A 24177-nucleotide genomic window follows, 5' to 3' on the forward strand; every position below is an offset into this window, starting at 1 on the left:
TCACTCAGTGTTGCTGCCGCTTATTAGCAACCGCCGTGCCAACGCTGACCGCGCTCCTTAAGCTTCTGATTACGTTTCTAAAAACCAACCAGCCGGTGAGTGATCCTGGCTGTTTTGGATCTGCGCGGCTGTCAGAAAACTAACAACGACCACAACCATCAACGCGAAATGCCGATTTGGCGGGACCTGTTCCGATGCCTTCAGGTGTGGAACGGAACTTGCCGCTCTTCTCGCAAGCCGGGCGATTTGAGGAGAGTGAATATGTCGGTCGGGCTCGAAACCTGGCGGACCAGCGGCGAGTGTTGCACATACGGTACGGCGCTTGGTGCGCTGACATTGGAGATGATCGGCAATAAATTCGAATGGGCTCCCGGAAGCAGCAGCGCCGCGCGAATCGTTCAGCTCAGCGCGTCTACATGGGTATGTCGTGGCGACAATGATCTTTTAGCAGAAGCCCGGCTGCCCCACTAACGCGCGTCAGATTCAAGCGCTGAAGTCCGCCAGCCACGACATGATCGCCGAAGACATCTTGAAGGAGCCATGGGATGCGGAGGAATTGCGCGTTCTTCTTCGGCAATATGCCCGTCGAATCCTGGTTCAACCGAGCCGCGCCCCGTATCAAGTCAGGCGAAGTCAATCCCGATACTATCGACGCGGCAATCGCACTCGCATTGATGGTAGGCGATCCGCTCCTGATACGACGACCGCTGATCGACGTAGACGGGGCACGATGTGCCGGACTCGATCATGAGCCCGTGCTGTCACTGCTTGGTGGCAAGACGCAAAATGATGTCGAGGAATGCTTGCACGAAGCAAACCGCACGCGTTGTCCGCAGAGGTGAGGAAACGGCGGAGCGCCCCCCCAAACCATCAGACGAAGCAAAGAATGACGTTTCCCACTTCCGGCTTCCTTCACGGGTAGTAGTCGACAGGACCTTCGCTGAGACGACCCGAGCGAGTGGCTGCTCCGCAAGGCGGCATCGCCCATATTGCGCTCGAATGCCGCACTTCTCGCCTATGCAGTGTGTGAGAGGCCGCCGCAGTTGCCGCCTTTATCACGCATAACCTCCGTGGCCCGGATTGGTTCAGAGTACTAAGCCGAGAGGCAGTTTTTTGAAGAGATTCGGCTTAGACGGATTCTTGAATTGAATAACGATCAGAACAGACCACGACGCTTCCCGGCCGTGATCCTTATGCAACTTAGCGGCATAATTGCGCTATGGCCGCTCCCATTTTGATCGGTATCAAATCCTTCGCCATTCCCGCTGTGTGACAGAGATCTCGCGCGGCTCTTCGCGCGGAATTTGGAATGGAGAATAAGATGAGAACAAGGACAGTTCTGACGACGGCATCGCTCCTCGCGCTCGCGACCTCGTTGGCCAGCATCTCGGTACTGGCCGCGGATCTGGGTCCGGCGCCGGTCTACTACAAAGCGCCTCCGATCGAACCCTTCAATCCATGGATGATTCGCCTGCGCGTGCTCGGCGTTTTGCCGGATACCGCAGGCAGCTCGGTCAACGTTGCCGGGGCGCCCCTGCTGTCCTCACCAAGTTCTGGGCTTTCGATCAGCGAGCAAGCCATACCCGAGCTCGACATCACCTATTTCTTCACAAAAAACGTTGCCGCCGAACTCATTCTCGGCGTGACCAGCCATCACATCAGCGGCAATGGCGCGCTCACTGGGCTCGATATCGGCAAAGCCTGGCTGTTGCCGCCAACACTGACCCTGCAATATCACTTCACCGATTTCGGCCCGCTCAAGCCCTATATCGGCGCGGGCGTCAACTACACCGCATTCTTCAACCAATCGGCAGCCAATACGTCGCTCGGCGGTCTTGCCGTAACGGATTTGCGCATCAGCAACCAATTCGGCGCGGCGGTCCAATTCGGCTTCGATTACATGCTTGATCGTCACTGGGGCCTCAACTTTGACGTGAAGAAGCTGTGGCTGCGGCCGGAGTACTCCGCGACCGTAAACAATGCGATTGCCGTCACCGGGCGCGCCAATATCGACCCATGGCTCCTCAGCGGCGGCGTCACTTACAAATTCTGACGCTAGAACAGGACCAGAAAGCGGAATCCGTTTGATCAACCCGGACGCGGCGAGCTTATCGAGCGCGTCCCCTAACCTCACCGCAGTGCAAGCGGGGAGTGAGATGACGCGCCAACGACGCGTCATCTCGCGAGACGCGGGGAGCCATTCGCAGCATTGCTCTCGCTGTGAGCTACGGATCGCGCGGCATGGAGTGACGGTACACAAACAGATCGACCCAGCATATGATCATATTCTTCTTTCGTCGCGCATTGCAAAGGCGCCATTTGCTTATTGGGCCGGAGAACAAAGGCGGCACGCCGCGCCAAGGCAGACCGGGAGCGTGACGCCCCCGCTCAACCTCAGGCGATCCGAGCTCCGAGCGGCCAGCTCATGGATGGACAAGCCGTCCATGCTTACTAGCCCGGGCAAATGGCCGCTAAGCGAAGCCTCTAGCTTCGCTTTAGCACCATCACAAGGCGGTCGACACGTTTGCCCTGCTTGAGGTGGGAGTTTACGATTTCGTCAACGTCCTCAGGCGTGGTCGCGCGATACCAGACTCCGTCGGGATAGACGACCATCAAGGGACCACAGTTACAAAAGCCAAGGCAGCCTGCCATCGTGAAGCCAACATCGTTGAGGCCTTGCGCTTCGATCGCCTTGCCCATTCGATCCCACAGGGCTTGCGCGCCGGAGGCGCCACAACTGCCGTGCGGATGAGTTGGCGGACGCTGCGTGTGGCAAGCAAAGACATGATGCCTATAAAGTTGAGGAAGTTCGAATTCGGTTTCTGAGTTCATGCGCCTACCCTGTGATCAATCGGCTTCATCTGAAAGGAGACAAGGTGTGATCACATCGCCCCCACAATCTATTATGATTGAATGCCGCATCGACCAATTAATGCTACTGATTCCCACTCGCGCTTGCGAACGCAGGCGAAATGAGCGGGCGCCATAGTTACTGTGGTCGCTGAAGATCAGCGATAGATATCTTCGCGTCCGAAGCAGCCTCCTTGATCAATTCCAACCTTCATCATCGCGATACGCATCACTTGCTCACCATCCAACTTCTCAAAAGCAAGTTGCACACCAGACGCGTAACGTTCGTTTCTGCAATGATCCCTTGCTCTGCCTGGCGCGACTCACAATTATTGCCGAGGTTGCGACAATGTCGTTCGCTTCTGTTTCGGACACGACAAACCTCGCATAGCGTTTGACCTCCCGCTTCAACCTTCGGCAGCTTGTACGCAGAATGAGCGAGACTCTCGGTTATTTTTCCCAGCTCTTGCGCTATCATATCTTGGAATGAGCAGCGATCTTCATGATCTTCGTGCCGCCTATCGAGGAGCCTTGATCCTCGACGATCGCGCGGTGGATCGAGCGCTCCGTTCTGCCATGGCGTGGTCGGCTAGCCGCACCGTCCGGCGCGAGCCCACAGCATCTTTTTCGCCCTGAAGCTGGACGCTGCGTTCCGCTGCTGCCGATCTATCGTTTGCCTCAATAGACAGCGGCTGTCGCGAAGGCCCCAACGAGGCAGGGATGATCGCCGAGCCACCTTTTGGGGCTGCAGACCAAGCCGGCCGCAATCCCGATTGGCAGCAACGGCAAACCGGCAACCCAGCGGTCCCAGATTGGGCCCACGCTTCGGACGATACATGTCAAGACGCGCTTGCAGCGGCAAATGCGGAACAACGAGCACGTGCTCATTAATGCATCTGCTCCTAACTGGTCCCTAGCTGACGATGGTGGCGCCATTCGCTAAGGACGTCGCACGAGCTGAGGTTTGGCATTGCAGTTGCAACGCAGGCAATAACGCCAGCTGCGCCGGCCGCCAAAGACTTCTGACACAGGATCGTCATTCCTCCTGCCTAAACGGTCCTGTCAGTCTGGGTCCCCCCAGACGATGCCCTCGGCGAACTTCCAGCCGCCGGGGGCATTTCCCGCTCGAACATACCGCCGGCAGCAGGAAGCATCTCCTGCCAGCCGGCTCGATTTTGGCGAGCTAGCGCAAGAGCAGCTTCTTGGTGCGGCGGAGGTCGCAGGGTGCAAGGCCGCAATCCGGCGGGCTGCCTGTTTTGTCTCACAAGTCAAAAGCCGTGACACGCATCCGCGCTAACGCTCACGAGTACGACGGCCTCATCCGACGGCAAAGCGCCCCAGGCAGCTTGAGCAACAGCAAAGCGATAGGCTCGTTAGTCCGGATGGATCGTGATATCCATGGTTTCGTCGCTGCCCCCGAACGGGTCGGCGAACCGATCGTCCTCCAGCAGCTTGACGCCGCATAGGCAGACGTCACCTTCGATCACGGCGAGCGCTACCGGCTCAAGCGATTGTCCATCGCAGGGGCCATCGATGCACATCCCAGTGTCGATCTCGAATCTTGCACCGTGGCGGCCGCATCTGAGAAAGGCGCGGTCCGCCGAGAAAAACGCACCGGAGCCGATGTTGAGCCAGACGCTCTCATGCGGACAACAGTTGACGTAACTAAAATAGTCGTTGCCGAAGGTGCGCACCACAATAATTGGAAACGGCCGGCTCTCGCCACTATCATCGATCTGCGACAGGCTAAAGCCCATGGCGCCACTCCGCTCGATGGCATCGGCCGGACAGACGGCGAAAACCTCGATCTGATCGCTCATCAGGTTGCGGATTATCCGTTCGCTCATCCCGGCCCCGCAGTTTCCTGCTTGAAAGCATCGATCGCAGTCCGGCTCAGCCGAAAAATCCCACGGCCACGAGCGAGCGGCCGATAAGCCGAGCTGGCACGGGCGTTTAGGACATCAAACCATTGGTTCGGCGTGAGCTTCGCCGGACGCTCGCTGATTTGGATCACCCTCCCGTTCGGACCGAAACGGACGTGGATTATGACTTGTTGCGAGTTCATACCGATCCCCTGTTTTGGTAACTTTGACGATTCCGAGCGGAAACCGAGACTGTCGACTGTGATGGGCTTGGTTTCTGGCACCTTGGCGCGTGGGGCTCAAGCCGCGCCTTGGACGCGGCGCCTTTGCTACTATCGAGCAGGTCTTCTTCGCGTTCGCTTGGAGCATTTCTCTTGCGGCCTTCCCAGACGAGTACATTCCTCGAGCGGCATCCGGCGCGCTCCCGCATTTGTGTGGATCACAAGCTGCGCCCGACAACGCTGCCACAAACGACGTATCCTCGATCCCCTTGCCCATCTCTCCCGATGACAAAAACTACGATCATCGCCATTCAATCCTCGTGCTTCCGTGTGGTGGATGACGATCATCTCAGTAGATCGCTGCACCTGCACCCACGTTGATCGACGCATCTTTCATGGTCTCGACGATAAACTCGATCTGCTTGTTCGCGAGATGGGTGTGAAACGGAAGCGCCAGAGCGCGATCGGCTATTTTTTCCGTAACCAGGAAATCGCCACGCCGATAGCCGAAGTCAAAGTAGTGCCGTTGCAAATGCAGCGGTTGGCTATAGGCGGCGGATTCAACCTGTGCGTCGCGTAGATCATCGATAATGGCGGCGCGCCCCGATCGCGTGGAGCGTGTCCCCAGATGAACGAGATAAAGCAACCAGCTCACCTCGGTCACATGGAGGCCAACATAAGGCGGCTTGATGCCCTCAAATGATTGCATATGTACGTTGTAAAGCTGCTCGACCAACCGACGCCGCTCCAGGATTTCATCGAGACGCTTCAGCTGCGCCAGGCCCAAGGCAGCCGCGAGATCGCTCATGCCGGCCTGGTAAGGTGCCGTGCTCCCGACAACAACGGAGGAGCGCTCGTCCAGACGATGGACGCGATGGCGACGCAAGCCGACCGCGATGTCGATATCATCGGTCACCACCACTGCGCCTTCGCCACAGGTTAGGGCCGCCGGCTGGGCAAAGTCGAACACCGCGAGGTCGCCAAACCGGCCGACGAGCTCAGCCTTGTAGCTCGATCCGATCGCCTCGGTGGAATCCTCCAAAAGCAGCAGCTGATGGCGCTGCGTGACCGCGCGCAGTTCCGACCATGGCGCGGGATGACCGCTGGGATTGCCGGCGACAATCGCCCGCGTGTTGGCCGTGATGCGCTCTTCGGCCTTCGCTGGGATCAATGCTCCGGACCAATAGTCGATATCGGCAAATACCGCTCGTGCGCCTGCGAGACTGATTGCATGCGCGGTCTCACGAAAGGAGTAGGGCGAGGCGATAACTTCCTGCCCCGGGCCGATGCCAAGCGCCTTCAGCGCAAGCAGGAGCCCGATGGTACCACTCGAGACCGCAACAGCATATTTGCGGCCAAGATAGGCTGCGAAAGCGTGCTCAAGCGCCTCAGTGATCTGCCCGTTGGAGATTTGCGGCGAACACAGCAGCCTTTCCACAGCAGAGAGCTCGGCGAAGGTGATATCAGAATCGGACAGTGGAACGAAAAATTCATTTCTCTCCACAGTGTGCGCGCCATCAAGCCGATACTCTTCTAGTTCAGTGCTCACCGCCCAACATTCCTTTTGGCCAGTACGATGCCGGTGGCTCGCATCGGATCGGCCGTAATCTGCACGCAGTGATCCGATCCATCGAGGAGATGAAGGTCGAAACGAGGAAACTGCCGGAACGGCTGATCCGCTACATCCGACGCATCACAGCGCACCCAAGCAAGCTGCGGAAAGCGGCGCCGCAGCTCGACAAACGGACCCATCTCGGTGCCATCGGCTGCAAGCAGCCGCTCGATTTCGATCAATTCCTCCTCGGTGAGCGCCATCGTGGCTCCTCTATGACTCGTCGAAGGTGGTTCGTCATTGCCAGAACAGACGCTCCGGATCCGCGTTCAAGTCGTCGATTGCAGAAGTCAAGCGATGGTAAAGGCTGTAAAACTCCCAGATTCCTCGCGCGTGATTCTTGCAAAACAGCTTCCAGATCCCGCTCACGGGATCATAAAGAATCAGCGCGACATCGATGAGAGCGCCATCCTTGTCGATGTTGTGCGAGCAACAGGGGCTCTCGACGAGGTAGCCGCCCCTCACCTGCGTCACGTTCGGCGAGACGTAGAGATAACGCTTGCGCGAGCTCAAGCCGCGCTCGATCCGTTTGCGATCGAGCTCGTTGGGGTGAGGCACCAGCCCGGCGTTTACCTTCCTCATTAGCGCGGCATTCATAGCGAAAGCCTCCCTTCAAAGCACTGTGATTTCTTCTTCAAGACAGCCGATGAGCAGCTGCTCACCAAAATCGACAATATAGATCGGCACGTTCGCTTCGGTATGGATAGCGACGTTGATGATCTCGCCAGTCGCTCCGGCGGCGAGCAAGACTCCCTCGGGCTCCGTATTGGGAAATGAGTGGTCGTTGATGAGGTCGACTGCGGTTTTGACCCGCTGGCCCCGCCGATACTTCGGAAAGCCGGGCTCAGTCATGACTCCTCCGGCAATGGCAGATCATCGATCTCCTCGCAGGCGTCCACCGGCTCTAGTTCCTTGCGCTTCATGCCAACGCGGTAACCGCTTTCCAGAAATTCGACGCCGTAGATGTAGAATTGCTGCAGGAACGTGCCGATCGAGACGACGTAACCCACCTCTCCCTTCTTGACTAAGACGTCGCCAATCTCCTTGCCGCGATAGGTGCCATCATTGCGGATGGTGCGATTGGCTCGCAGCTTTTGGCCAAAACTGAAGACAGGCGGGTCGCTGAGCTCGACGACGTCGCTGTCGCGAACAATGCTGTTCATGTACCGCTCCTCATGCATCCCTTCCTCGTAGAGACGCAGGGACGCCGCCTGGCCACCGCAGGCGAGATCCTGCATCACTTCGCGCTCGTGCGGCATCGTCAGTCATATCGACGATCGCAGCGCTGCCTGGGAGGCCGCTCTCGCCATCGAGAAGCGCCTTTGGACCTCCGCCCGGAATGAAATGCCCCAGGGCCGTGCTGCCGACCAGCAACAGCACTATCGCAGGGCAATCCAGAGCAGTCGCCGTCCGTGAAGGGGACCGAACGTGGGCGCCTGCGACGCCCCCGACGCGCAGCACGAAGCGTGCGACGTTTTCAGCACCAGCTCTTGGCATGCCGTTCATAGGGGCTCACGCTTTAGGCTGGCGCTTGGTAGCGAGGTAAGGACGTATCAACCACGCAGGTATTGTCGAGCGGGCAGGCGGCGACACATTGCGGCTCGTCGAAATAGCCAACACATTCGGTGCATTTCGCCGCTTCAATCACAAAGTTCCCCCCCTTCTCCGAGATGGCAACGTTCGGGCATAAGGGTTCGCAGGCTGAGCAGCTCGTACACTGCGAGGCGATGATCTTGAATGGCACATATTCCCCCTTACGCCGCAGAGATCAGAGCGCCTTGCCGGATCGCGGCGTCGCCGCGCGGCGCGTGCTGGATCTCCCCGCGTTTCACCTTGTCCAGATAGGATCTGAACCAGGCGATCGCCGACTTTTCAATGAACTCATGGGCGAATCGATCGACCGGCTCGATCCCCGCCTTGATCAGATTGCTTTTCGGGCAGCCGCCGATCTTGGCCACGAAGACCGCATGGCAGTCATGGATGCCACGCATGATGGCGGAAAGCCTGTCCTCCTCGCCATAACCGCCCTGGCAGTAAACGTCCACGCGCCGGTGGCCGACGAATTTGGCGCCGGTTCTAGAAAGTTCGTACACCTGAAATTCCTTTGCATGCCCAAAGTGTTCGTTGATCAACCCCGAGCCCTTGGTTGCGACGGCCACCAGAAGAGTGATCGCGCTCATCTCTCCGGCCAATTCCGCAAGCTCCTTTTGGCCGGCCGCGACTTTGGCGGCACGCTCATCCTCTACCCTGTCCTGATAAGCCTTGCGCATCTCTAAGTCATATTGGACGTCCATTTTCATGACCTGATCGGTGGTGAACTCTGCGCTGCGATCCTCCCCGAGTAGACCGACCGCATCGGCGCGGCACTGGCGGCAATGCCGCATCATGTTTATCTCCCCTTCACAAGCATCTTGCAGCGTCTTCAATTCCTGCGCCGTCGGTCCGCGCTGACCGTTGAGGCCAAATACTGTGCCGTGCTCGGGCGCGGAGATCAGCGGCATGATATTGTGAAGGAAGGCACCGCGCGACTTCACCGCCTTGTTGACCTCGACCAGGTGGTCGTCGTTGATGTTTGGGATCATCACCGAGTTGACCTTGCACAGGATACCTCGTTCGCTAAGCATCTCGAGGCCTTGCAGCTGGCGATCGGTGAGTATCCTTGCCGCGTCGATGCCGGTGTAGCGCTTGTGGTTGAAGAAGATCCACGGATAGATCTTGGCGCCGATTTCGGGATCGACCATGTTGATGGTGATGGTGACGTGCTCAATTTTGGACCTGGCGATGGTATCAATATAGTCCGGCAGAGCCAGTCCATTGGTTGACAGACATAGCTTGATGTCGGGAGCCACCTTGGCGACCAGCTCGAACGTTTTGAACGTCTTTGCTGGATTGGCCAAGGGATCGCCGGGACCAGCGATGCCAAGCACCGTCATCTGCGGAATGGTGGTCGCGACCGCGAGCACTTTTCTTGCCGCCTGCTCAGGGGTAAGCTTCTCGCTCACCACACCCGGACGCGATTCATTGGCGCAGTCGTATTTTCGGTTGCAGTAATTGCACTGGATGTTGCAGGCTGGCGCGACCGCGACATGCATGCGGGCGTAATGATGATGCGCTTCTTCGCTGTAACAGGGATGGTTCTTGACCTTTTCCCAGATTTCGGTCGGCAGATCGGCTTGGCCGGCCCGCGAGCCGCAGCTCGCCTGCCCGGTCGTGGCCGAAGCGCAACAGCCCTTATGCTCGGCGGCGGGCTGCATCATCTTGCCGTTATCCACTGCAGCTTTGACATATTTTCCGCGTCCGACGACCGCGTTCATTTTCATTTTCCCTGCAGGCATCATCGGCCTCCCAGGACCATCCGTGAGCGAGCCTCAAGCAGCTGAGTAGCAACTTGCATGCCATGGCGGAGACGATGAAATTGCAGCCATACGCCAACGAGTTAGCGGAAACGATCGGCGCTGGCGCATGTAAGAACAGTAATGATGCGCGTGTTGACGATGCGACAGGTACGTCGTCATTCTCACGCAGAGCTCCATGACTTGCGCATTCATTCTCGCGCCAAGCTCGCCGGAACCCGACTCCATCTGAACGGGTTTTCTCGCGTTGCGGCTCTCACATATGCCGATACGAGCTGGGGGATGCGGGCTTCAGAAGCCCACTAATGGGTCAGCAGTATCTCAACCGCGCGAGGGAGCCCAATCGCAAGCGGCGTCAGGCCTTGCTCGAGTAGAAAGCGGAGCTCGTTGCGAGAGAGCGCGTCCGGATCAACGATCGCATAGTGGGTGTCGGCCGAGCGCTTGATGATCTGCCGCGCATAGCTACGCAACAGCTGGTCGTTGAAGCGACAGCCGATGAAGAGAAAGGTCTGTCCGGTTCGCCTTTCCTTGATGATGTCCGGAATTGGCGTCTGAATGTCGATTTCGGTCAACGCCTCGACATAATCAGCGTCGGAGACAAGGAAATTGTTGGCCGGCTGCACGCTGCCATGCGGCTTGTACAGCACCGTCGCCCAGCTGCCGGCCACGGCACTGTCGACCTCTTGGCCAACCGGATCGTAAAAGCGATACCAGCGATTCTCGCCAATACCTGCGCGGGTGATACCCTGCACTTCGCCCCATCCATCGCGCTCACCCAGCGCCGCGCGCATGGCGTCATCATACCACGCGTCTACTATGACGGGCAGCGACAGGGACGCAAGATGATGATGCAACCGCGTCGGCTCGACTGGCCGAGCGAAAGCCTGTGTCATCAATGCGGTCACGGCGGACCGATGTTTGCTGATCTCGATATGCTGCGCCGACGCCCACGCATTGCCCCTAGCCCGCCGCGGCAGCGGAACCTTGCTGGCGAAGAAGCCGGCCAATGCCTCTGGTGTGGTCGGCACATCGGATCTGCACAGTTCGGCGAGGCCAGGACCGAGATAGGGAATAATGCTGGCGGCCCTCAGGCCGGCAGCGATGTCCACGAGAGTGGCCTTTGCATCGGCCGCATGGACAAAGTCGATCTGCGGGGGCGCCTTCACGGATCGTCCCCTTTCTCGCCTCGTTTTTTAGCGTTGATTGTGATCGGTAACCGTGTGTCGCTCGCCATCTCGGGCAAATCGAGCACCCAGCCATTGGCTACTTTGATCCAGCCGCCCCATAGCGTCTCGTACTCGGATTCCACGATTGGCTCTTCGAGATCCTTTTTTGGCACGTAGATCGACAGGCCCGCGTCCGGAGACCGGCGGATCATGATTTTCACGAAGTCAACTCCCCGACTGTGACGCAGGAGGTGGCGCGCAGGCGAGCCACGATGTCGGAAACTGCGCACACGACCTCATCGACCTCCGCGAGGGAGGTTTCACGCGACAGAGAAAAGCGTACCGCGCCGCGCATCCGCCACGCCGGCACCTGCATGGCACGCAGAACATGCGATGGCTGCATTGAGCCGGAGTTGCAGGCTGATCCGAGCGACACGGCGATGCCCGCCCGATTGAGATGGTGGGCGATGGCTTCGCCTTCGAGATGGTCGAAGGCAATGTTGGCCGTGTTCGCTAACCGATTGCTGATATCGCCGAGCGAAACGCACTCGCCATTGTGCAAAATTCCCTGCTCGAGGCGGTCGCGCAACGCGCCAATGCGAAGGCGCTCCGGTTCGAGCCGCTCCGCCGCAAGCTCGGCAGCCTTTCCCAGGCCGACGATGCCGGGAATATTCTCAGTCCCGCCGCGGCGCCCTCGTTCTTGTGATCCGCCGCAGATCAGCGGCCGGAATTTTGTCCCTTTGCACAAATATAGCGCGCCGATCCCCTTGGGACCGTGCAGTTTGTGGGCGGATAGCGACAGCATGTCGATCGCACTGTCCTTTAGGTTGACGCGCACCTTACCGATGGCCTGGACCGCATCGGTGTGAAACAGCGCGCCCGCCTCACGGGTCAACCCGGCCAGAAACTCCACAGGAAACATCGTTCCGGTCTCGTTGTTGGCCCACATAACCGAAGCAATCGCTGTGCGTGGCCCGAGCGCGCAGCGAAACGCCTCGATGTCGAGCCGGCCGCGGGAATCTACGGGTACGATGTGCGTCTTGACTCCTTTTGTCGCCAATTGCTCGGTTAGCGCAAGAACGGCGGAGTGCTCTACCGAGGTCGTGACGATCTCGTCGCGGTCCTCCTGCGTCGCAAGCGCAGAGAGGACCGCGGCATTATTGGCCTCGGTCCCTCCCGAGGTGAAAACGATTTCATGATCGCATGCGTTCCCTAGCAGGCCCCGCAAGCTACGCCGGGCCTGCCTCAGAGCGGCTGCGACCTCGCTGCCAAAGGCGTGCGTGGACGAGGCATTGCCGAATTGCTCGGTGAAGAACGGCAAAATGGCTTGCACGACGGATGGATCGGTCCGCGTCGTTGCATTGTTATCGAGGTAAATCGGCACTCGATTTTCGCTCAATCCAATGCCTCGGCTGCAGCAGCAACGGGGATTAGTTTATCGACCAGCCGCGCCTGAATGCCTTCCAGCGTCACGCTCGAAAGCTTAGAGAACATACAGGCACCGGTTAGCCTGATCATAATCCTGCCATCGATGCCGATCAGCTGACAGTCGCCACCGTCGCGTTGCAGATTGGGTCGGATCTCTTCGAGAGCGCCGCGAATACGACGCGCTCGGCCTGTCGCAGTGCACGACGATTGCCTCAGTTGTTCTTCGGCCTGCATGCTTCGATGTCTCCTCCTCATCAGCTGAACGATTTTTTCATCAGCTGAACGATTTTCCGCAGGAGCAGTTCGCGGTGGCGTTCGGGTTATGAAAGGTAAAGCCAGAGCTCTCCAGTGCCATCACGAAATCGATGGTCGTGCCGACTAGATGCTCGCGGCTCTTGTTATCGACGAACACCTTCAGCCCGTCGCGTTCGATCACGGTGTCGTCAGGCTTCGGTTCCTCGGCCAGATCCATCTTGTATTTGAATCCATTGCAGCCGCCTGGTTCGATCATAACGCGCAGACCGCCGCTCGGGTGGGTCGACGATGAAATCGCGCTCTTGATTACATTCACTGCGCTATCCGTCAGATTGATCACGGCTTATCCTCATCAGCTTGGATTTAGCTGCCAAGGGCAAGTCACGTGCCAGCGTGCAGATGCTTGATGCTGCTCACTTTTTCGGATCGCGCCTGTTGGCTTTGGAACCGGTGTCGGGTTCCTGACGAGGCTACTTGAGGCGATCGCAGCCCACTGACGCGTTTTCTTTCTAAGCTACGCCGAAGGCCGCTACACATGCGACGGCAAGCAATTTGCATCGCATCCGGCACCGGCCAAGGCGTCGGTGAAGAGCTTAGATCGAGGACGACATTAATGACTGCAATCGAGAACACCGCACTCGGCAGACTTGAGAAGGAGGGCCGCCTGCTCAATGCCGTACTCAAAGGCGGGACGACCAAGCCGGGCCGGTTCGGCTTTCGCGGCGACGTCGCACTAAAATTCCAGACTCAAGTCGCGGATGAGAAACGGCCGCCGGACTATTCGATCGAGCAGGTGTTGACAATCGCGCAGGACGGAGAATGGACTATTCCGGTGCTGGCCGGCTACCTGCACTCCTTCGCGTATCTTGCTGACGTCGCGACCGTCCTTGACGGTGCCTTAAGCCCAAACGGCAGCTACTTCATGTTCTGCAACAACATAGATTTGCTAGCGAAATACCAAATCAAGCTCGGTGATATCAACTTCCACGTCCTACCGTGCGATGAATCCACCGTTTGGAAGGAGATGATGGACCTGGTCGGGCTCAACAAGGACGACATCAAGAAGCTCGATCCGGGCGGCAAGCTTGATTGCCTCCTCGATGCCGCAAGGGATCTCGATCTGTCCTATGAGGAGATCTCGTACGACGACGGGCTAACGAGGATAGAGCCCGTGAAAAACCGCAACGAGAACCGGCCGGTCTGAGCGCGGTCTTCAGTTGTTGGGCGATGCATCGTCTTCGACAAGACGCACGCCGAGGACACAGATATCACCATCCAGAACTGCCAACGCGATCGGTGTGAGCGCTCTACCTTGACATGGACCTTCGACGCACCGCCCGGTGCCGAGTTCGAAGGTCGAACCGTGCTTGCCGCACATCAGCCGGATACCGAATGGATCGAGGAATTCGTTCCGCTCCCAGTCCAAATTGACCCTGTTGTGCGGGCATTTATTGACATAGCCAAGCACCTTTTTGCCCCAGCGCACCACAATGATGGACCACGGCCGGTGAGTGCCGTCATCATCGACGACAATAAGATGAAATCCCATGGCCTGGCGGCTCGGAATGTGGTTAAAGCCGCAAATCGCATAGATGGCATCTGGCTGCATTCATCGCTCGTTTATTGCAAGACGTTCTTCACTGTCGCTGTGCAATCAATCCTGCAAGAACCGTACAAGTGCCGGAACGGCTCGCGTTTCTGGCAATCCAACGCAAGCTTCGCCATTGCCGCACACCTCATTGGCCCGGGCGCATAATTCAGACCAATTCGCACGAGCATTGAGCCTTGTTGCCCTTTCCATGCTGGCTGCGCAGCTGCAGCTTTCTCGCTCCAACCTTTCTCAGCTAAACGCGGTGGCTGGTCGTTGCTGCTCGTTGATCGCCACGCTGTGGAAGGCTCGGTTACGATGCCCTCGGATGGGGAATCCCACCGCGGCATCCCAAGTGCCTTCGCAGAAAGGTTGAACGCTCGCTTCCAGCCAGTGAGGGGCGCACGCGGCGAGCGTGTGCCTCCTTTAGGCTAAGACCGTTGCGCCCGCGCGTGGAACGGCGAAATGTCCGTCATTTCAGGCCCGGTGCTGCTGTTGCAGCCACTGTGCGCCACGCTCAGCCCCATAAGAGCGCGCTCCAAGTAAAATGAAGGGTTATCGTCCGAGGAATTCGTCTCGAAGCTTCCCTCAGTATCGATATCACTGCCTTCAGCTTTCGAAAGATACTTCGTAGGCCGGTCGACCCGCTGCCACGGAAACCAGAGAGCATGGCGCCGTTGTTTCGGATGACGACTCACCTGGCTCCATGCCTGCAACTGTTTCCGCAAAGCGCAGGCTATCTCCGCCTTCTCCCGATTCATTAGCTTGGCCAGCGCTTGTGGAGCAGAACTTCCGCCCGGTGCTTTTGCCGCGTGCTCGAGGCGTCCACAAACTCGCATACGCAATTGCACCGTCCATCCAATTCCGGCAGCGCCATCCGGTCCCCAGCGGAGGACACAGGTGCCGCCATCACATGCAATTCAGCGCGATCGGCAATCATCGGGCAGACAATGTCCACGCCCGGCGCACCGCGGCCGATTTACGCTCCTGCCCATCCCGCAACCGGGCACGCCACAGGATAAGATGGGCACCATTGGCTCCGCAGGAACGTCCCCTACTTCGGAAACCAGCAATTCGCAATCTATGAAGACCACGAAGGCAGTTTGATCACCCGCCCAGCGTAAAGGCCAGGGCGCTTTCGCGATAACGTGGACCCTGCGATAGGAGAGCGATTAGCGAGCGGGGCGCCACTCAGTCGGTATGGCTTGCCTCGGGACTAAGCAGATCGTTCCGTCTTGCTGTTCAGTGAAAGATCGGGGCCATTCGAGCCCGCCGCCCGAGTCTCCGTTGCGGGTTTACCCGATCACCAACGAGTCTTCCTATATCTCGCCTGCTGGCTGCGAGAGAGAGAGAGAGAGAGAGAGAGAGAGAGAGAGAGCGCCGCCTTCGCTCACGCAGCTTCCGCTGCGGCTGAAATGTGGGTCTGGCAGTTGGCCGGACAAACCCTGGCACATGCACCGCAGCCGATGCAAGCGCCCGAATCGTTCAGAACCATGATCTTCTTTTCGATTTCATCGTCCTCGTCATTGTCGAGGTCGACAAGTTCCCCCTCCTCGTTCATTCCTTTCAAGGTCATGACATCTCGACCGCACACCTTGAAACAGCGGCCACAGCCGATGCACTTCTTGCTATTGATCGAGATCAGATATTCTGGCGTCCAGTCGCGTCCATCGCGCGTTGCAAATGACATGGGTCGGGCCCCCTTTTAAGTATCTTCCAGCGCTTTCAAATCAAGGGTCTTGCGCTCAAGTTCGGCATAGGCATTGTGCGCCTTCTGCGCCACCACCATGATCGAGGTCCAGTTGACTGGCAATTCTTCCGAAAGGTCGTGCAGATCCATCTTGGCTTGTATCGCCTTGGCAGACAGCTTCTTTAGTTCTGTCTTCAGTGTTTCACGATCGCCCATGAGTGTCCTCAATAGTTCGCCACGTCCGGAAATTTCCGAATCAGGTCGATTCCGTCGCTGACATATTTGTCGCCCTCCTGCGCGAGCTTTACGAAATTATCGAAGCCGAAGCGATGCACATCGCGCAACTGCTTGTTTACGGCGATCAGCCGGCCTCCGATCAGCACCACGCGGCCGAAGCCTTCATGATGCAGCTTCAGAATCGGCTGGATCATCACGCCGGTCACCCTCTCGATCGAGAGCGCGACCGCATCGAAGAATAGCTCAAGCCGCCACAGTGTATCGGGATCAGGATCACCGATAATCGGCAATGCGCGCCGCTTCTCCTTGTCCAGAATATAGGGTTCGAGCAGGTCGAGATCGCTCTTCGCCTCCCAGGCTCCGTTGGTATCCTGAGCGCGCCAAATCTTGATCAACTCCATGAGGAACGGCGCGTCCACGGCACTGCCCTGCTGCTCTATTTTTGTGGTCATATCACCTCATTCGTCGAACTCGAACGTACGCCGTCGGTCCTTTGCCATGGCCTTGCGCAGCCAGGGAGGTGGCGTGCCCTTCAGTACGCGCTCGAGTTTTTCGAGCAACACCAGAATGCTTTCTGGCTTATTCACCTTGATAGGATGGATCTTGTTGGCCACCACTCGCGCAGCCCCGGCACCGCCAATGGCGGCGACGTAAAGGATTGCGCAATCCTTGATCGCCTCGATCTTCGGCGCCAACTTGTCGTCGTTGCCGTCTTCCTTAAGATCGCCCTCAAACTCAATCGCTTTGAGAAACACGTGCCCGCCAGGCGTGACATCGTAGATTGCGATATTCTTTGCCCAGCCAAAATGGGCATCGACGCGTCTCAGGTCTTGAGTGGCAAACGCGACCTTCATGCAGTCGACCTCTCAGCTGCGCCGGTGGAGCTGCGATACCCCGAGCATCGTGGCGATCCGGGCGCAGTCCGCCATCTATCGGGCGTAGGCCGATCGTTCTCCTCGCGGTGCGCAATCACGAGATTGGCGATATCGAAGATCAGATTGCGGGTACCACGATAGCCCACGGATAGTTGGTGGCCCGCGCCAAGTCGATCGAACATCGGAAAACCGGTACGATAGAACGGGACTTTCAGCCGAGCCGCCGCTTGCCTGCCATGCGAATGCGTGATCAGCAGGTCGCAATGCCTTGTTTCAGCAAGCCCTTCCAGATCCTCCAGATCGCCAATGAGTACCTCCTTGGTCTTGATCCGCTCGATCACCCCCGACTGAGTGGTCGTCACGGCCGCGGTCACCTGCGCGCCCATGTCGTGCAGCATGCCGGACAGATCAAACAGGAGGTCTGGCTCAGCGCCGATTGCAAGTTTGCGACCGCCAATATGGAAGTGCGCGTCCAGCATTGCATCGGCGAGCTGACCGCGCTGGCGCCGATATTTCAATGGTATGGGGCGGCCGCTGATCTCGCTCAAGAACATCATAAATTCGTCGTTCGGACAGAGACCACACAGCCGCTCGAAGACACGAAAAGGAACGCCCGTCTTGACCTGCATGACCTCTGCCGCTCGCTGCATCTGCGCGCCGATTGCAATCGTCCAACCGGCGCGGCCCATGCTCGCAATTTCGTCGACGCCGATGCCGCCGATGGTCGTTGGCGTAAACTCATCGGGGATATGCCCATCGAGCGATCCCGCCAGGTCAGGGAGGAAGGATGGGCACAACCCGAAATCCTCCAGTATGACGCGGAGTTCATCGAGGTCGCCGGGCGTGAGGTGACATCCCGGCAGAACATTCACCTTCGATTGATCCCGCAGGCCATTGGCGTTGGGCTCTCCCACCAGCACCTCCACAATGCGCGCCACAGCCCTCTCCCATCCGTCCTGGAACGCGCCCTTGAAATCAGGCGTCGAGACATACACCAGTGGCAACTTTGCGAGTTGCGGATGCTTGCTCCGGATTAGCTTGAGGTAGGCATCCACATCGTCGCCGTTGGTCTCAGTGACACCGGTCGAGCAGATTCCGATGATCTTTGGCTTGGCACGGTTGTAGATGTTCAGTATCGCCTGCTCGAGATTCTCATAGCCGCCGAGTACGGTCGCGACCTCACTCATCGCGGTGGTCTGCAGCGGTACTGCCTCTTTGAAATGCCGGACAAAGAGCGTGAGCCCGAAGGATGTGCACCCCTGGGAGCCGTGCAGAAGCGGCATCGCCCCGCGCAGCCCCATGAAGGCGAATGCGCCGCCGATCGGCTGACTCATCTTCAGCGGGTTGACAGCGCAGGCTTTTGTCGGCGCCGTGACGATGGCCATGACGCCTCCCTATTCTGCGGCCTGTCGAATGGCAGATGGCTCGGACACCAAGATACCTTCGATGCGTCTTTGGCAGCAGCCACCGACCGCATTGGTATGCTCTCTGACCGCTGCGACGCTCCTGAGGCCGTGCGCGTAGATTGCATCCTCGATCGTGCCCAGATCGACCTTGTTACACACGCAGATCTTCCTCGCGCGGCGCGCGGTTTCGGCGAGCGCCGGATCGCGGGCGATCGCGGCCACCGGCGATTGCATCTGCTCCATCGCCTTGGCCAATGCCTCCCATGGTGCCGGTCGACGTAGCTGCTCCCACATCGGACTGGAGAGCGACTTATCGATCTCCTCCACCAGCTTGACCATTCCGACATAGCCCATATAGGCGTGGCAACGCTCCTGGTTGATATCGAGCCAGGGCATCGCCGCTTTCAGCGCGACGAACTGCGACTTGCCGCCCGATAGCATGACGTCCGCGTTTGCGTCCTTCAGCATCTTGTACATTTCGCGCGGCGTCATGTCCTCGATCATGTGGGCATCCTGCCCCATGAGCTCCTTGATGCGCTCTTTGTCTTTCCTGGTTGATTTCTTCACACTGGTTCCGACTACCTCAAGCCCGGCTTCCTGGAGTGCCGCAACGACCGACCATGACTTGACGCCGCCGGTAATCAACAAGGCCTTCTTGCCTTCGAATCGTGGCTTGTACGGCTCGATCGCAGCCCAGGCCCAAGCTTCCTCGCGCGCGATCACCGCTTCGGTGCGCCCGAGCAGATCTGTCGGCGCGCCGCGTTCAACCAATAAGCGGGCAAGCTGGCGCAGCGATTCGCTCGAGTCTTGAATACCGTAGAACGACCCCTCGAAGAACGGGATCCTGTAGCGTTGCTCCATCTTGCGTGCGACATTGATCATGGACTTTGAGCATACCAACATCGCCGCCCGCGCGCGATGAGATGAAGCGACTTCGCGATATTTGCCATCGCCGGAGATGCAGGAGAGAATCCGTACTCCAAGCTCGTCTAGCAATGGCTTCACCTGCCAGAGCTCTCCCGAAAGGTTGTATTCCCCGATCAGGTTGATATCGTACGGCGTGGTGTAGTCCGGTTCTTGCGTCCCGATCACATAGTCGAGCAAGGCCTCGCCAGCGAGCTTGTTACCGAGGTTCTTCGATCCGACGAAGCCCGGGGAGTTGATCGGGATCACCGGCTTTGCGAACCTTTCAGATGCCGCCTTACAGACTGCGTTGATGTCGTCGCCGATCATCGCCGGGATGCAGGTTTGATAGACGAAGATGGCGGGCGGGTCGCACTTGTCGATGATCTCCTTGATCGCTTTGCAGAGCCGCTTCTCGCCTCCGAATACAATATCGGTTTCGCTCAAATCGGTTGTAAATGCCGTGCGCCACAGATTCGAGCCGGACGACGCCGCGCCGCGATTGTCCCAGGAATTACCTTCGCACGCGATCGGACCATGCACCAAGTGAGCGACGTCGGTGAACGGCTGCAGCGCAATCTTGGCGCCGTCGAAAGCACAGCCGCCGGCAGCGCTACCCGGCTGCAGCTGTTTGGTGCAGCCCTTCTTGCGTTCAGCCTCCGACTTACTGCCATTCTCGGCGCAGCCCGGCTCGTCGAAAATATTCTGGACCGTGGCCGCTAGTGAACTCATCCTTTTTTCCTCTCAGCGCGCACTGGTTACAAGGTCAACCGTCGTGTGCTTGTGCCATCGGAGCTAGGGCGATGGCGCGCGCACAGTCGCTCATCAACGAATGATGTCGAAGCTGTAGTCAGTTTTGCCGACAACGTTGGTCTTCTTGTCGATCTCGTCGAAGATCTTGTCCAGGATCTTCACCAGCACATTCAGGCCGCCCTGATAGCCCCATAGGGGGGAGCGGTGATGGTGATGCCGATCAAAAATCGGAAAGCCGATGCGGATCAGTGGCGTTCCAGTGTCACGCTCCAGGTACTTGCCATAGGTGTTGCCAATCAGAAAATCGACCGGCTCTGTGAACAGGAGTGAGCGCATGTGCCAGAGGTCTCGGCCCGGATAGGCTTGGCAGCCCTGCCCAAATGGCGAGCTTGCGAGCAGCGCCTGCATTTTTTCGAGCCACGCCTTGTTGCCGTTGGTGGACAGCACATGGGTCGGTTCGGCGCCCAGTTCGAGCAGAAACGCAGCCAACCCATAGCAAAGATCCGGATCGCCATAGATCGCGAACTTCTTGCCATGGATATGCGCGCTGGAGTCAGCGATGGCGTCGACCAGGCGGCCACGTTCTCGCGCGAGTTGCTCGGGGATCTCCTTGCCGCTGATGCGTGACAGCGCCATGATAACGTCATCCGTTGCGGATAAGCCCACCGGGTAGTTGAAGGATAGGACGTCCTGGCCATGCTCAGCCACGAATGGCAGCGTTTTTTCGGTGCACCACTGCTGCATGGAGATTGTCGCCCTGGCGTGAACCGCGTTGGCCGCATCTTCCAGCGTCGTGCCACCGTCATACATCCGGAATTCGCCGTCTGTCGGAGTATCGAAGACTTCAGAATTATCGGCGAGGATCGTGTGGTGAATGCCCATCAACGCCAAGATGCGCTTGATCTCGCGAAGGTTTCCGACGGTATAGCCATCGAACCCACCAATGATGTTGATCGCCCCGTTCGGCTTGCGCTCCAGCTTCGGCGCTGTTCCGGCCTTGCCGTCCCAAAAATGCTCCAGAATGCCCTTGAGCGCATTGTCATAACCGGTGACGTGGCTGCCGACGAACGCCGGCGTGTGGGCGAACGGCACGTCGAAGTCCGCCGGAACAGAGCCTTTTTCTTTTGACGTCTTGATGAAGGCGTTGAGGTCATCGCCGATCACCTCGGCCATGCAGGTCGTAGAGACCGCAATCATCTTGGGTTTGTACATGTTGTAGCTATTCGCGAGCCCGTCGATCATGTTGTTCAGGCCGCCGAATACGGCAGCGTCTTCCGTCATCGACGAAGAGACGCAGGAGCTAGGCTCCTTGAAGTGCCGTGACAGATGGCTGCGGTAATAGGCCACGCAGCCTTGCGAGCCGTGGACGAAGGGCAGCGTGCCCTCAAATCCAACAGAGGCGAACACGGCGCCAAGCGGCTGGCAGGCCTTGGCCGGGTTTACCGCTAGCGCCTCCCGCGCAAAGTTCTTTTCGCGATATTCGGCCGTTTTCGTCCATTCCTTGATACGTTCGATCTCGGCGGGATCGCGAGAATTCTCGAATATCTTCTTCTTGGCCAGCATCTGCTGGTATTCTGGACCGCGGAACAGTTCGAGATGATCGAGCACGTGTTCGGCACTCTGCGCCATTGTTGAAATCCTTCACTATCGAGATTGGTATCGCCCCGGCTTTCCCAGAGAGCGAGATGAGTTGCTTTATTCTGCAGCGAGGAGCTTGGCCCTCGAAGCTTCCTTCCAGGGGGCCTTCGTTTTCTTCCAGACCGGCGAGTTGACAGCCATGTCCATGTCGCGCGCAAAGATCGCAAAGCCGTCATAGCCGTGATATGGGCCCGAATAGTCCCAGGAGTGCATCTGCCGGAACGGCACACCCATCTTTTGGAAAACATATTTTTCCTTGATGCCCGAGCCGACAAGGTCAGGCTGGAGCTTTTCGACGAAGCGCTCGAACTCATAGCCATTGACGTCATCGTAGATGAGCGTGCTGTCCTTTACGTAGTGCTGAGCTGTGCGCTGATAGTCGTCGTTGTGACCGAACTCGTATCCGGTGCCGATGACTTCCATCCCGAGGTCTTCGTATGCGCCAATCACATGACGCGGACGGAGCCCGCCGACGTATAGCATCACCGTCTTGCCCTCCAGGCGCGGGCGATATTTTGCGATAACGGCGTTCACCAGCGCCTGGTACTTTTCAATCACCCGCTCGGCGCCTTCCTTAATCTTGTCGTCGAAATAGCCCGCAATCTTGCGAAGCGATTCTGCGATCTTTGAAGGTCCGAAGAAGTTGTACTCGCACCACGGGATACCGAACTTCTCTTCCATGTGGCGTGAGATGTAGTTCATGGAACGGTAGCAATGCAGAATGTTGAGCTTTGCCCTCGGCGTTGCCTCGAGCTCGGCCAGTGAACCGTCACCGGACCACTGCGCGATCACCCGCAGGCCCATCTCCTCTAGCAGAATACGTGATGACCAGGCGTCGCCGCCGATATTGTAGTCTCCGATGATCGCAACATCGTACGGCGTCGGCTCGAACTTTGGTTTGCCGTCGGGCGCGAGCCGGTCGAAAATCCAATCGCGCACCGCGTCGTTGGCAATGTGATGGCCTAGTGACTGCGACACGCCGCGAAAGCCCTCACAACGGACCGGCACGATGGTCTTGCCGCCGTATTCCTTGGATTTCGCTCTTGACACGGCCTCGATGTCGTCACCGATTAGTCCGATCGGGCATTCCGATTGGATCGTGATGCCGTTGTTGAGTGGAAACAGCTCCTGGATTTCGTCAAGAATTTTGACCAGCTTTTTGTCGCCACCGAATACGATATCCTTTTCTTGGAAGTCGGAGGTGAACTGCAGGGTCACGAAGCTATCGATGCCCGTCGTGCCAACGTAATAGTTGCGTCGCGAGCCCCACGAATACTGTCCGCAGCCGACCGGGCCATGGCTGATGTGGACCATGTCCTTGATCGGTCCCCAGACTACCCCCTTTGACCCTGCATAGGCGCAGCCTCTGATCGTCATCACGCCAGGTATGGATTTGATGTTGGACTTCACTCCGCAGTCTGACTTGCCGGCTTGGTGAACGTTGAGGTGCTTGGCACGCCGTTTCGCGGTTTTCTCCGGATAGACCTTCAGCACCTCTTCGATCAGCTCTTTGTTGCGAGCCCTGATTTCTGCGATGCTCTGGGTCGTGGCGAGACTCATCTGATGTCCTTCAAAGGTTAGCTGTTGCAAGGGCGGCTTCTTGGCCGAGAGTTTTGCAACCGGCATGCCAGCGCCTCCTGAGCACATAAAAACAGAGCGATTAAAATCGCTTAGCGCGTCTCTTGCCGGGGCACGGGGTGTTGTTGCGAACGCGACATCACGCTTTGGGCGGAGAACTCTTGGTTTGGCCCTGTCCGAAATAGAACAAGGGCCGGCTATGCGTGAAATTTGCCCCGCCTAATTCTCGATCGCGTCCACGATCGCAGAAGGCGCCGTAACAGGAAGACCGGCTGCAAGGCCGGCTGGCCGACACAGGTCTGCCCATACTATCTATGGTTGCCGAGACCTACAGGTGCTGCGATGACGATGAGGTGCACGACCATCATCCTCCAGACCTCAACGCGAACTGCCTCGCCACCTGGACGTCGTAGAGGGACGCACCGCACGTCGTCAGCACGCCGAAGCGCTTGCGCAGCGGCATCGCACATTGGGTCCCCGCCCGCACCGCTACACCGCGCGCTCGATGACGGTGGCAATATCATGCGCATGCGCACCCTCATATCAAAGGAAATGATCGGCCCCTTTTCGGCGGAGCTCCGATCATGCGCACGCAGTTGATGTCCGCCAGCCTCTCCTGCGCGTAAGGGAGCAGTACGCTCTCGTGCTTGCGGATCTGGACCTTGCCTATTGAATTGATGTAATCGATAGCCGCGCCTAAACCGATGGCCTCGACGATCGGCGACATACCCGATTCGAACCGGTGTGGCGGATCACCATAAA

Annotated in this window: 25 protein-coding genes and 2 pseudogenes; 3 read left to right on the forward strand and 24 right to left on the reverse strand. The window is 58.3% G+C overall.

Annotation, left to right across the window (positions count from 1 at the left end; all coding sequences use genetic code 11):
- The first annotated feature begins 481 nt into the window (after positions 1–481).
- Positions 482–842: pseudogene (locus XI09_RS08120) on the forward strand (ArsC/Spx/MgsR family protein).
- A gap of 467 nt (positions 843–1309) precedes the next feature.
- Positions 1310–2053: an OmpW/AlkL family protein gene (locus tag XI09_RS08125; RefSeq protein WP_271566385.1), complete on the forward strand. Its 744-nt coding sequence runs from the start codon at positions 1310–1312 to the stop codon at positions 2051–2053.
- Positions 2054–2484: 431 nt separating this feature from the next.
- Here XI09_RS08125 and XI09_RS08130 read toward each other — a convergent pair whose 3' ends face one another.
- The 14 genes from XI09_RS08130 to XI09_RS08200 all read right to left on the reverse strand — a co-directional run bounded on the left by XI09_RS08130 (position 2485) and on the right by XI09_RS08200 (position 13087).
- Positions 2485–2832 (reverse strand): (2Fe-2S) ferredoxin domain-containing protein, encoded by a 348-nt coding sequence (locus XI09_RS08130; RefSeq protein WP_271566386.1) that lies wholly within the window; start codon positions 2830–2832, stop codon positions 2485–2487.
- A gap of 1391 nt (positions 2833–4223) precedes the next feature.
- Positions 4224–4697, reverse strand: coding sequence for a Rieske (2Fe-2S) protein (locus XI09_RS08135; protein ID WP_271566387.1), 474 nt, complete (start codon positions 4695–4697; stop codon positions 4224–4226).
- 585 nt (positions 4698–5282) lie between these two features.
- Complete coding sequence (locus XI09_RS08145) at positions 5283–6437, reverse strand: DegT/DnrJ/EryC1/StrS family aminotransferase (protein ID WP_271566402.1); 1155 nt, start codon at positions 6435–6437, stop codon at positions 5283–5285.
- Positions 6438–6478: 41 nt separating this feature from the next.
- On the reverse strand, positions 6479–6748 hold the full coding sequence (locus tag XI09_RS08150) for a hypothetical protein (protein ID WP_271554231.1): 270 nt from the start codon (positions 6746–6748) through the stop codon (positions 6479–6481).
- Between the two features lie 34 nt (positions 6749–6782).
- A complete protein-coding gene (locus XI09_RS08155; protein ID WP_097669278.1) occupies positions 6783–7142 on the reverse strand; it encodes a DUF3024 domain-containing protein in 360 nt (119 codons plus the stop codon).
- 15 nt (positions 7143–7157) lie between these two features.
- A complete protein-coding gene (locus tag XI09_RS08160) occupies positions 7158–7397 on the reverse strand; it encodes a nitrogen fixation protein NifZ (protein ID WP_271566388.1) in 240 nt (79 codons plus the stop codon).
- Complete coding sequence (locus tag XI09_RS08165; protein WP_097669310.1) at positions 7394–7708, reverse strand: nitrogen fixation protein NifZ; 315 nt, start codon at positions 7706–7708, stop codon at positions 7394–7396. Before XI09_RS08165 ends, XI09_RS08160 begins: the two co-directional genes overlap by 4 nt.
- 356 nt (positions 7709–8064) lie before the next feature.
- Positions 8065–8289, reverse strand: a complete 225-nt coding sequence (locus tag XI09_RS08170) for a 4Fe-4S binding protein (protein WP_271566389.1) — start codon at positions 8287–8289, stop codon at positions 8065–8067.
- 10 nt (positions 8290–8299) lie between these two features.
- Entirely contained in the window at positions 8300–9859 is a 1560-nt protein-coding gene (nifB, locus tag XI09_RS08175; protein WP_271566390.1) for a nitrogenase cofactor biosynthesis protein NifB, read from the reverse strand.
- Between the two features lie 341 nt (positions 9860–10200).
- On the reverse strand, positions 10201–11064 hold the full coding sequence (locus XI09_RS08180; RefSeq protein ID WP_271566391.1) for an SIR2 family NAD-dependent protein deacylase: 864 nt from the start codon (positions 11062–11064) through the stop codon (positions 10201–10203).
- Positions 11061–11285 carry a putative nitrogen fixation protein NifT gene (nifT, locus tag XI09_RS08185; protein WP_097669282.1) on the reverse strand — a complete coding sequence of 75 codons (225 nt, stop codon included), beginning with the start codon at positions 11283–11285 and terminating at the stop codon, positions 11061–11063. The genes XI09_RS08180 and nifT overlap by 4 nt, the downstream gene beginning before the upstream one ends.
- The gene (gene nifS, locus XI09_RS08190) at positions 11282–12463 is read right to left on the reverse strand and encodes a cysteine desulfurase NifS (protein ID WP_271566392.1); all 1182 of its coding nucleotides are present in this window, start codon (positions 12461–12463) and stop codon (positions 11282–11284) included. Before nifS ends, nifT begins: the two co-directional genes overlap by 4 nt.
- Positions 12460–12726: a NifU family protein gene (locus XI09_RS08195; RefSeq protein WP_271566393.1), complete on the reverse strand. Its 267-nt coding sequence runs from the start codon at positions 12724–12726 to the stop codon at positions 12460–12462. Before XI09_RS08195 ends, nifS begins: the two co-directional genes overlap by 4 nt.
- A 40-nt stretch (positions 12727–12766) precedes the next feature.
- Entirely contained in the window at positions 12767–13087 is a 321-nt protein-coding gene (locus XI09_RS08200; protein WP_271566394.1) for a HesB/IscA family protein, read from the reverse strand.
- A gap of 273 nt (positions 13088–13360) precedes the next feature.
- On the opposite strand from XI09_RS08200, the gene XI09_RS08205 reads away from it, so the two are divergent.
- A complete protein-coding gene (locus XI09_RS08205) occupies positions 13361–13951 on the forward strand; it encodes a hypothetical protein (protein WP_271566395.1) in 591 nt (196 codons plus the stop codon).
- 9 nt (positions 13952–13960) lie between these two features.
- On the opposite strand, the gene XI09_RS08210 is transcribed toward XI09_RS08205, so the two are convergent.
- From XI09_RS08210 to XI09_RS08255, 10 genes and pseudogenes are all read right to left on the reverse strand, one after another.
- Positions 13961–14356, reverse strand: coding sequence for a Rieske (2Fe-2S) protein (locus tag XI09_RS08210; RefSeq protein ID WP_271554221.1), 396 nt, complete (start codon positions 14354–14356; stop codon positions 13961–13963).
- A 1369-nt stretch (positions 14357–15725) separates the two neighbouring features.
- Positions 15726–16025 carry a ferredoxin III, nif-specific gene (fdxB, locus tag XI09_RS08215; protein ID WP_161533243.1) on the reverse strand — a complete coding sequence of 100 codons (300 nt, stop codon included), beginning with the start codon at positions 16023–16025 and terminating at the stop codon, positions 15726–15728.
- Positions 16026–16040: 15 nt separating this feature from the next.
- Positions 16041–16241 carry a CCE_0567 family metalloprotein gene (locus XI09_RS08220; RefSeq protein ID WP_097669289.1) on the reverse strand — a complete coding sequence of 67 codons (201 nt, stop codon included), beginning with the start codon at positions 16239–16241 and terminating at the stop codon, positions 16041–16043.
- 8 nt (positions 16242–16249) lie between these two features.
- On the reverse strand, positions 16250–16714 hold the full coding sequence (locus XI09_RS08225; RefSeq protein ID WP_271566396.1) for a NifX-associated nitrogen fixation protein: 465 nt from the start codon (positions 16712–16714) through the stop codon (positions 16250–16252).
- A 6-nt stretch (positions 16715–16720) separates the two neighbouring features.
- Positions 16721–17116 carry a nitrogen fixation protein NifX gene (gene nifX / locus XI09_RS08230; protein ID WP_097669291.1) on the reverse strand — a complete coding sequence of 132 codons (396 nt, stop codon included), beginning with the start codon at positions 17114–17116 and terminating at the stop codon, positions 16721–16723.
- Positions 17113–18522 (reverse strand): nitrogenase iron-molybdenum cofactor biosynthesis protein NifN, encoded by a 1410-nt coding sequence (gene nifN, locus XI09_RS08235; protein WP_271566397.1) that lies wholly within the window; start codon positions 18520–18522, stop codon positions 17113–17115. Before nifN ends, nifX begins: the two co-directional genes overlap by 4 nt.
- Before the next feature lie 9 nt (positions 18523–18531).
- A complete protein-coding gene (gene nifE, locus XI09_RS08240) occupies positions 18532–20178 on the reverse strand; it encodes a nitrogenase iron-molybdenum cofactor biosynthesis protein NifE (RefSeq protein WP_271566398.1) in 1647 nt (548 codons plus the stop codon).
- Positions 20179–20271: 93 nt separating this feature from the next.
- A complete protein-coding gene (gene nifK, locus XI09_RS08245) occupies positions 20272–21828 on the reverse strand; it encodes a nitrogenase molybdenum-iron protein subunit beta (protein ID WP_271566399.1) in 1557 nt (518 codons plus the stop codon).
- 66 nt (positions 21829–21894) lie between these two features.
- Positions 21895–23397, reverse strand: a complete 1503-nt coding sequence (gene nifD / locus XI09_RS08250) for a nitrogenase molybdenum-iron protein alpha chain (protein WP_271566403.1) — start codon at positions 23395–23397, stop codon at positions 21895–21897.
- 433 nt (positions 23398–23830) lie between these two features.
- Positions 23831–24177, reverse strand: a pseudogene (locus tag XI09_RS08255) (aminotransferase class V-fold PLP-dependent enzyme); the annotation flags it as partial.

Origin of the sequence: Bradyrhizobium sp. CCBAU 11386, assembly GCF_028128955.1 — a bacterium.
Classification (GTDB): Bacteria; Pseudomonadota; Alphaproteobacteria; order Rhizobiales; family Xanthobacteraceae; genus Bradyrhizobium.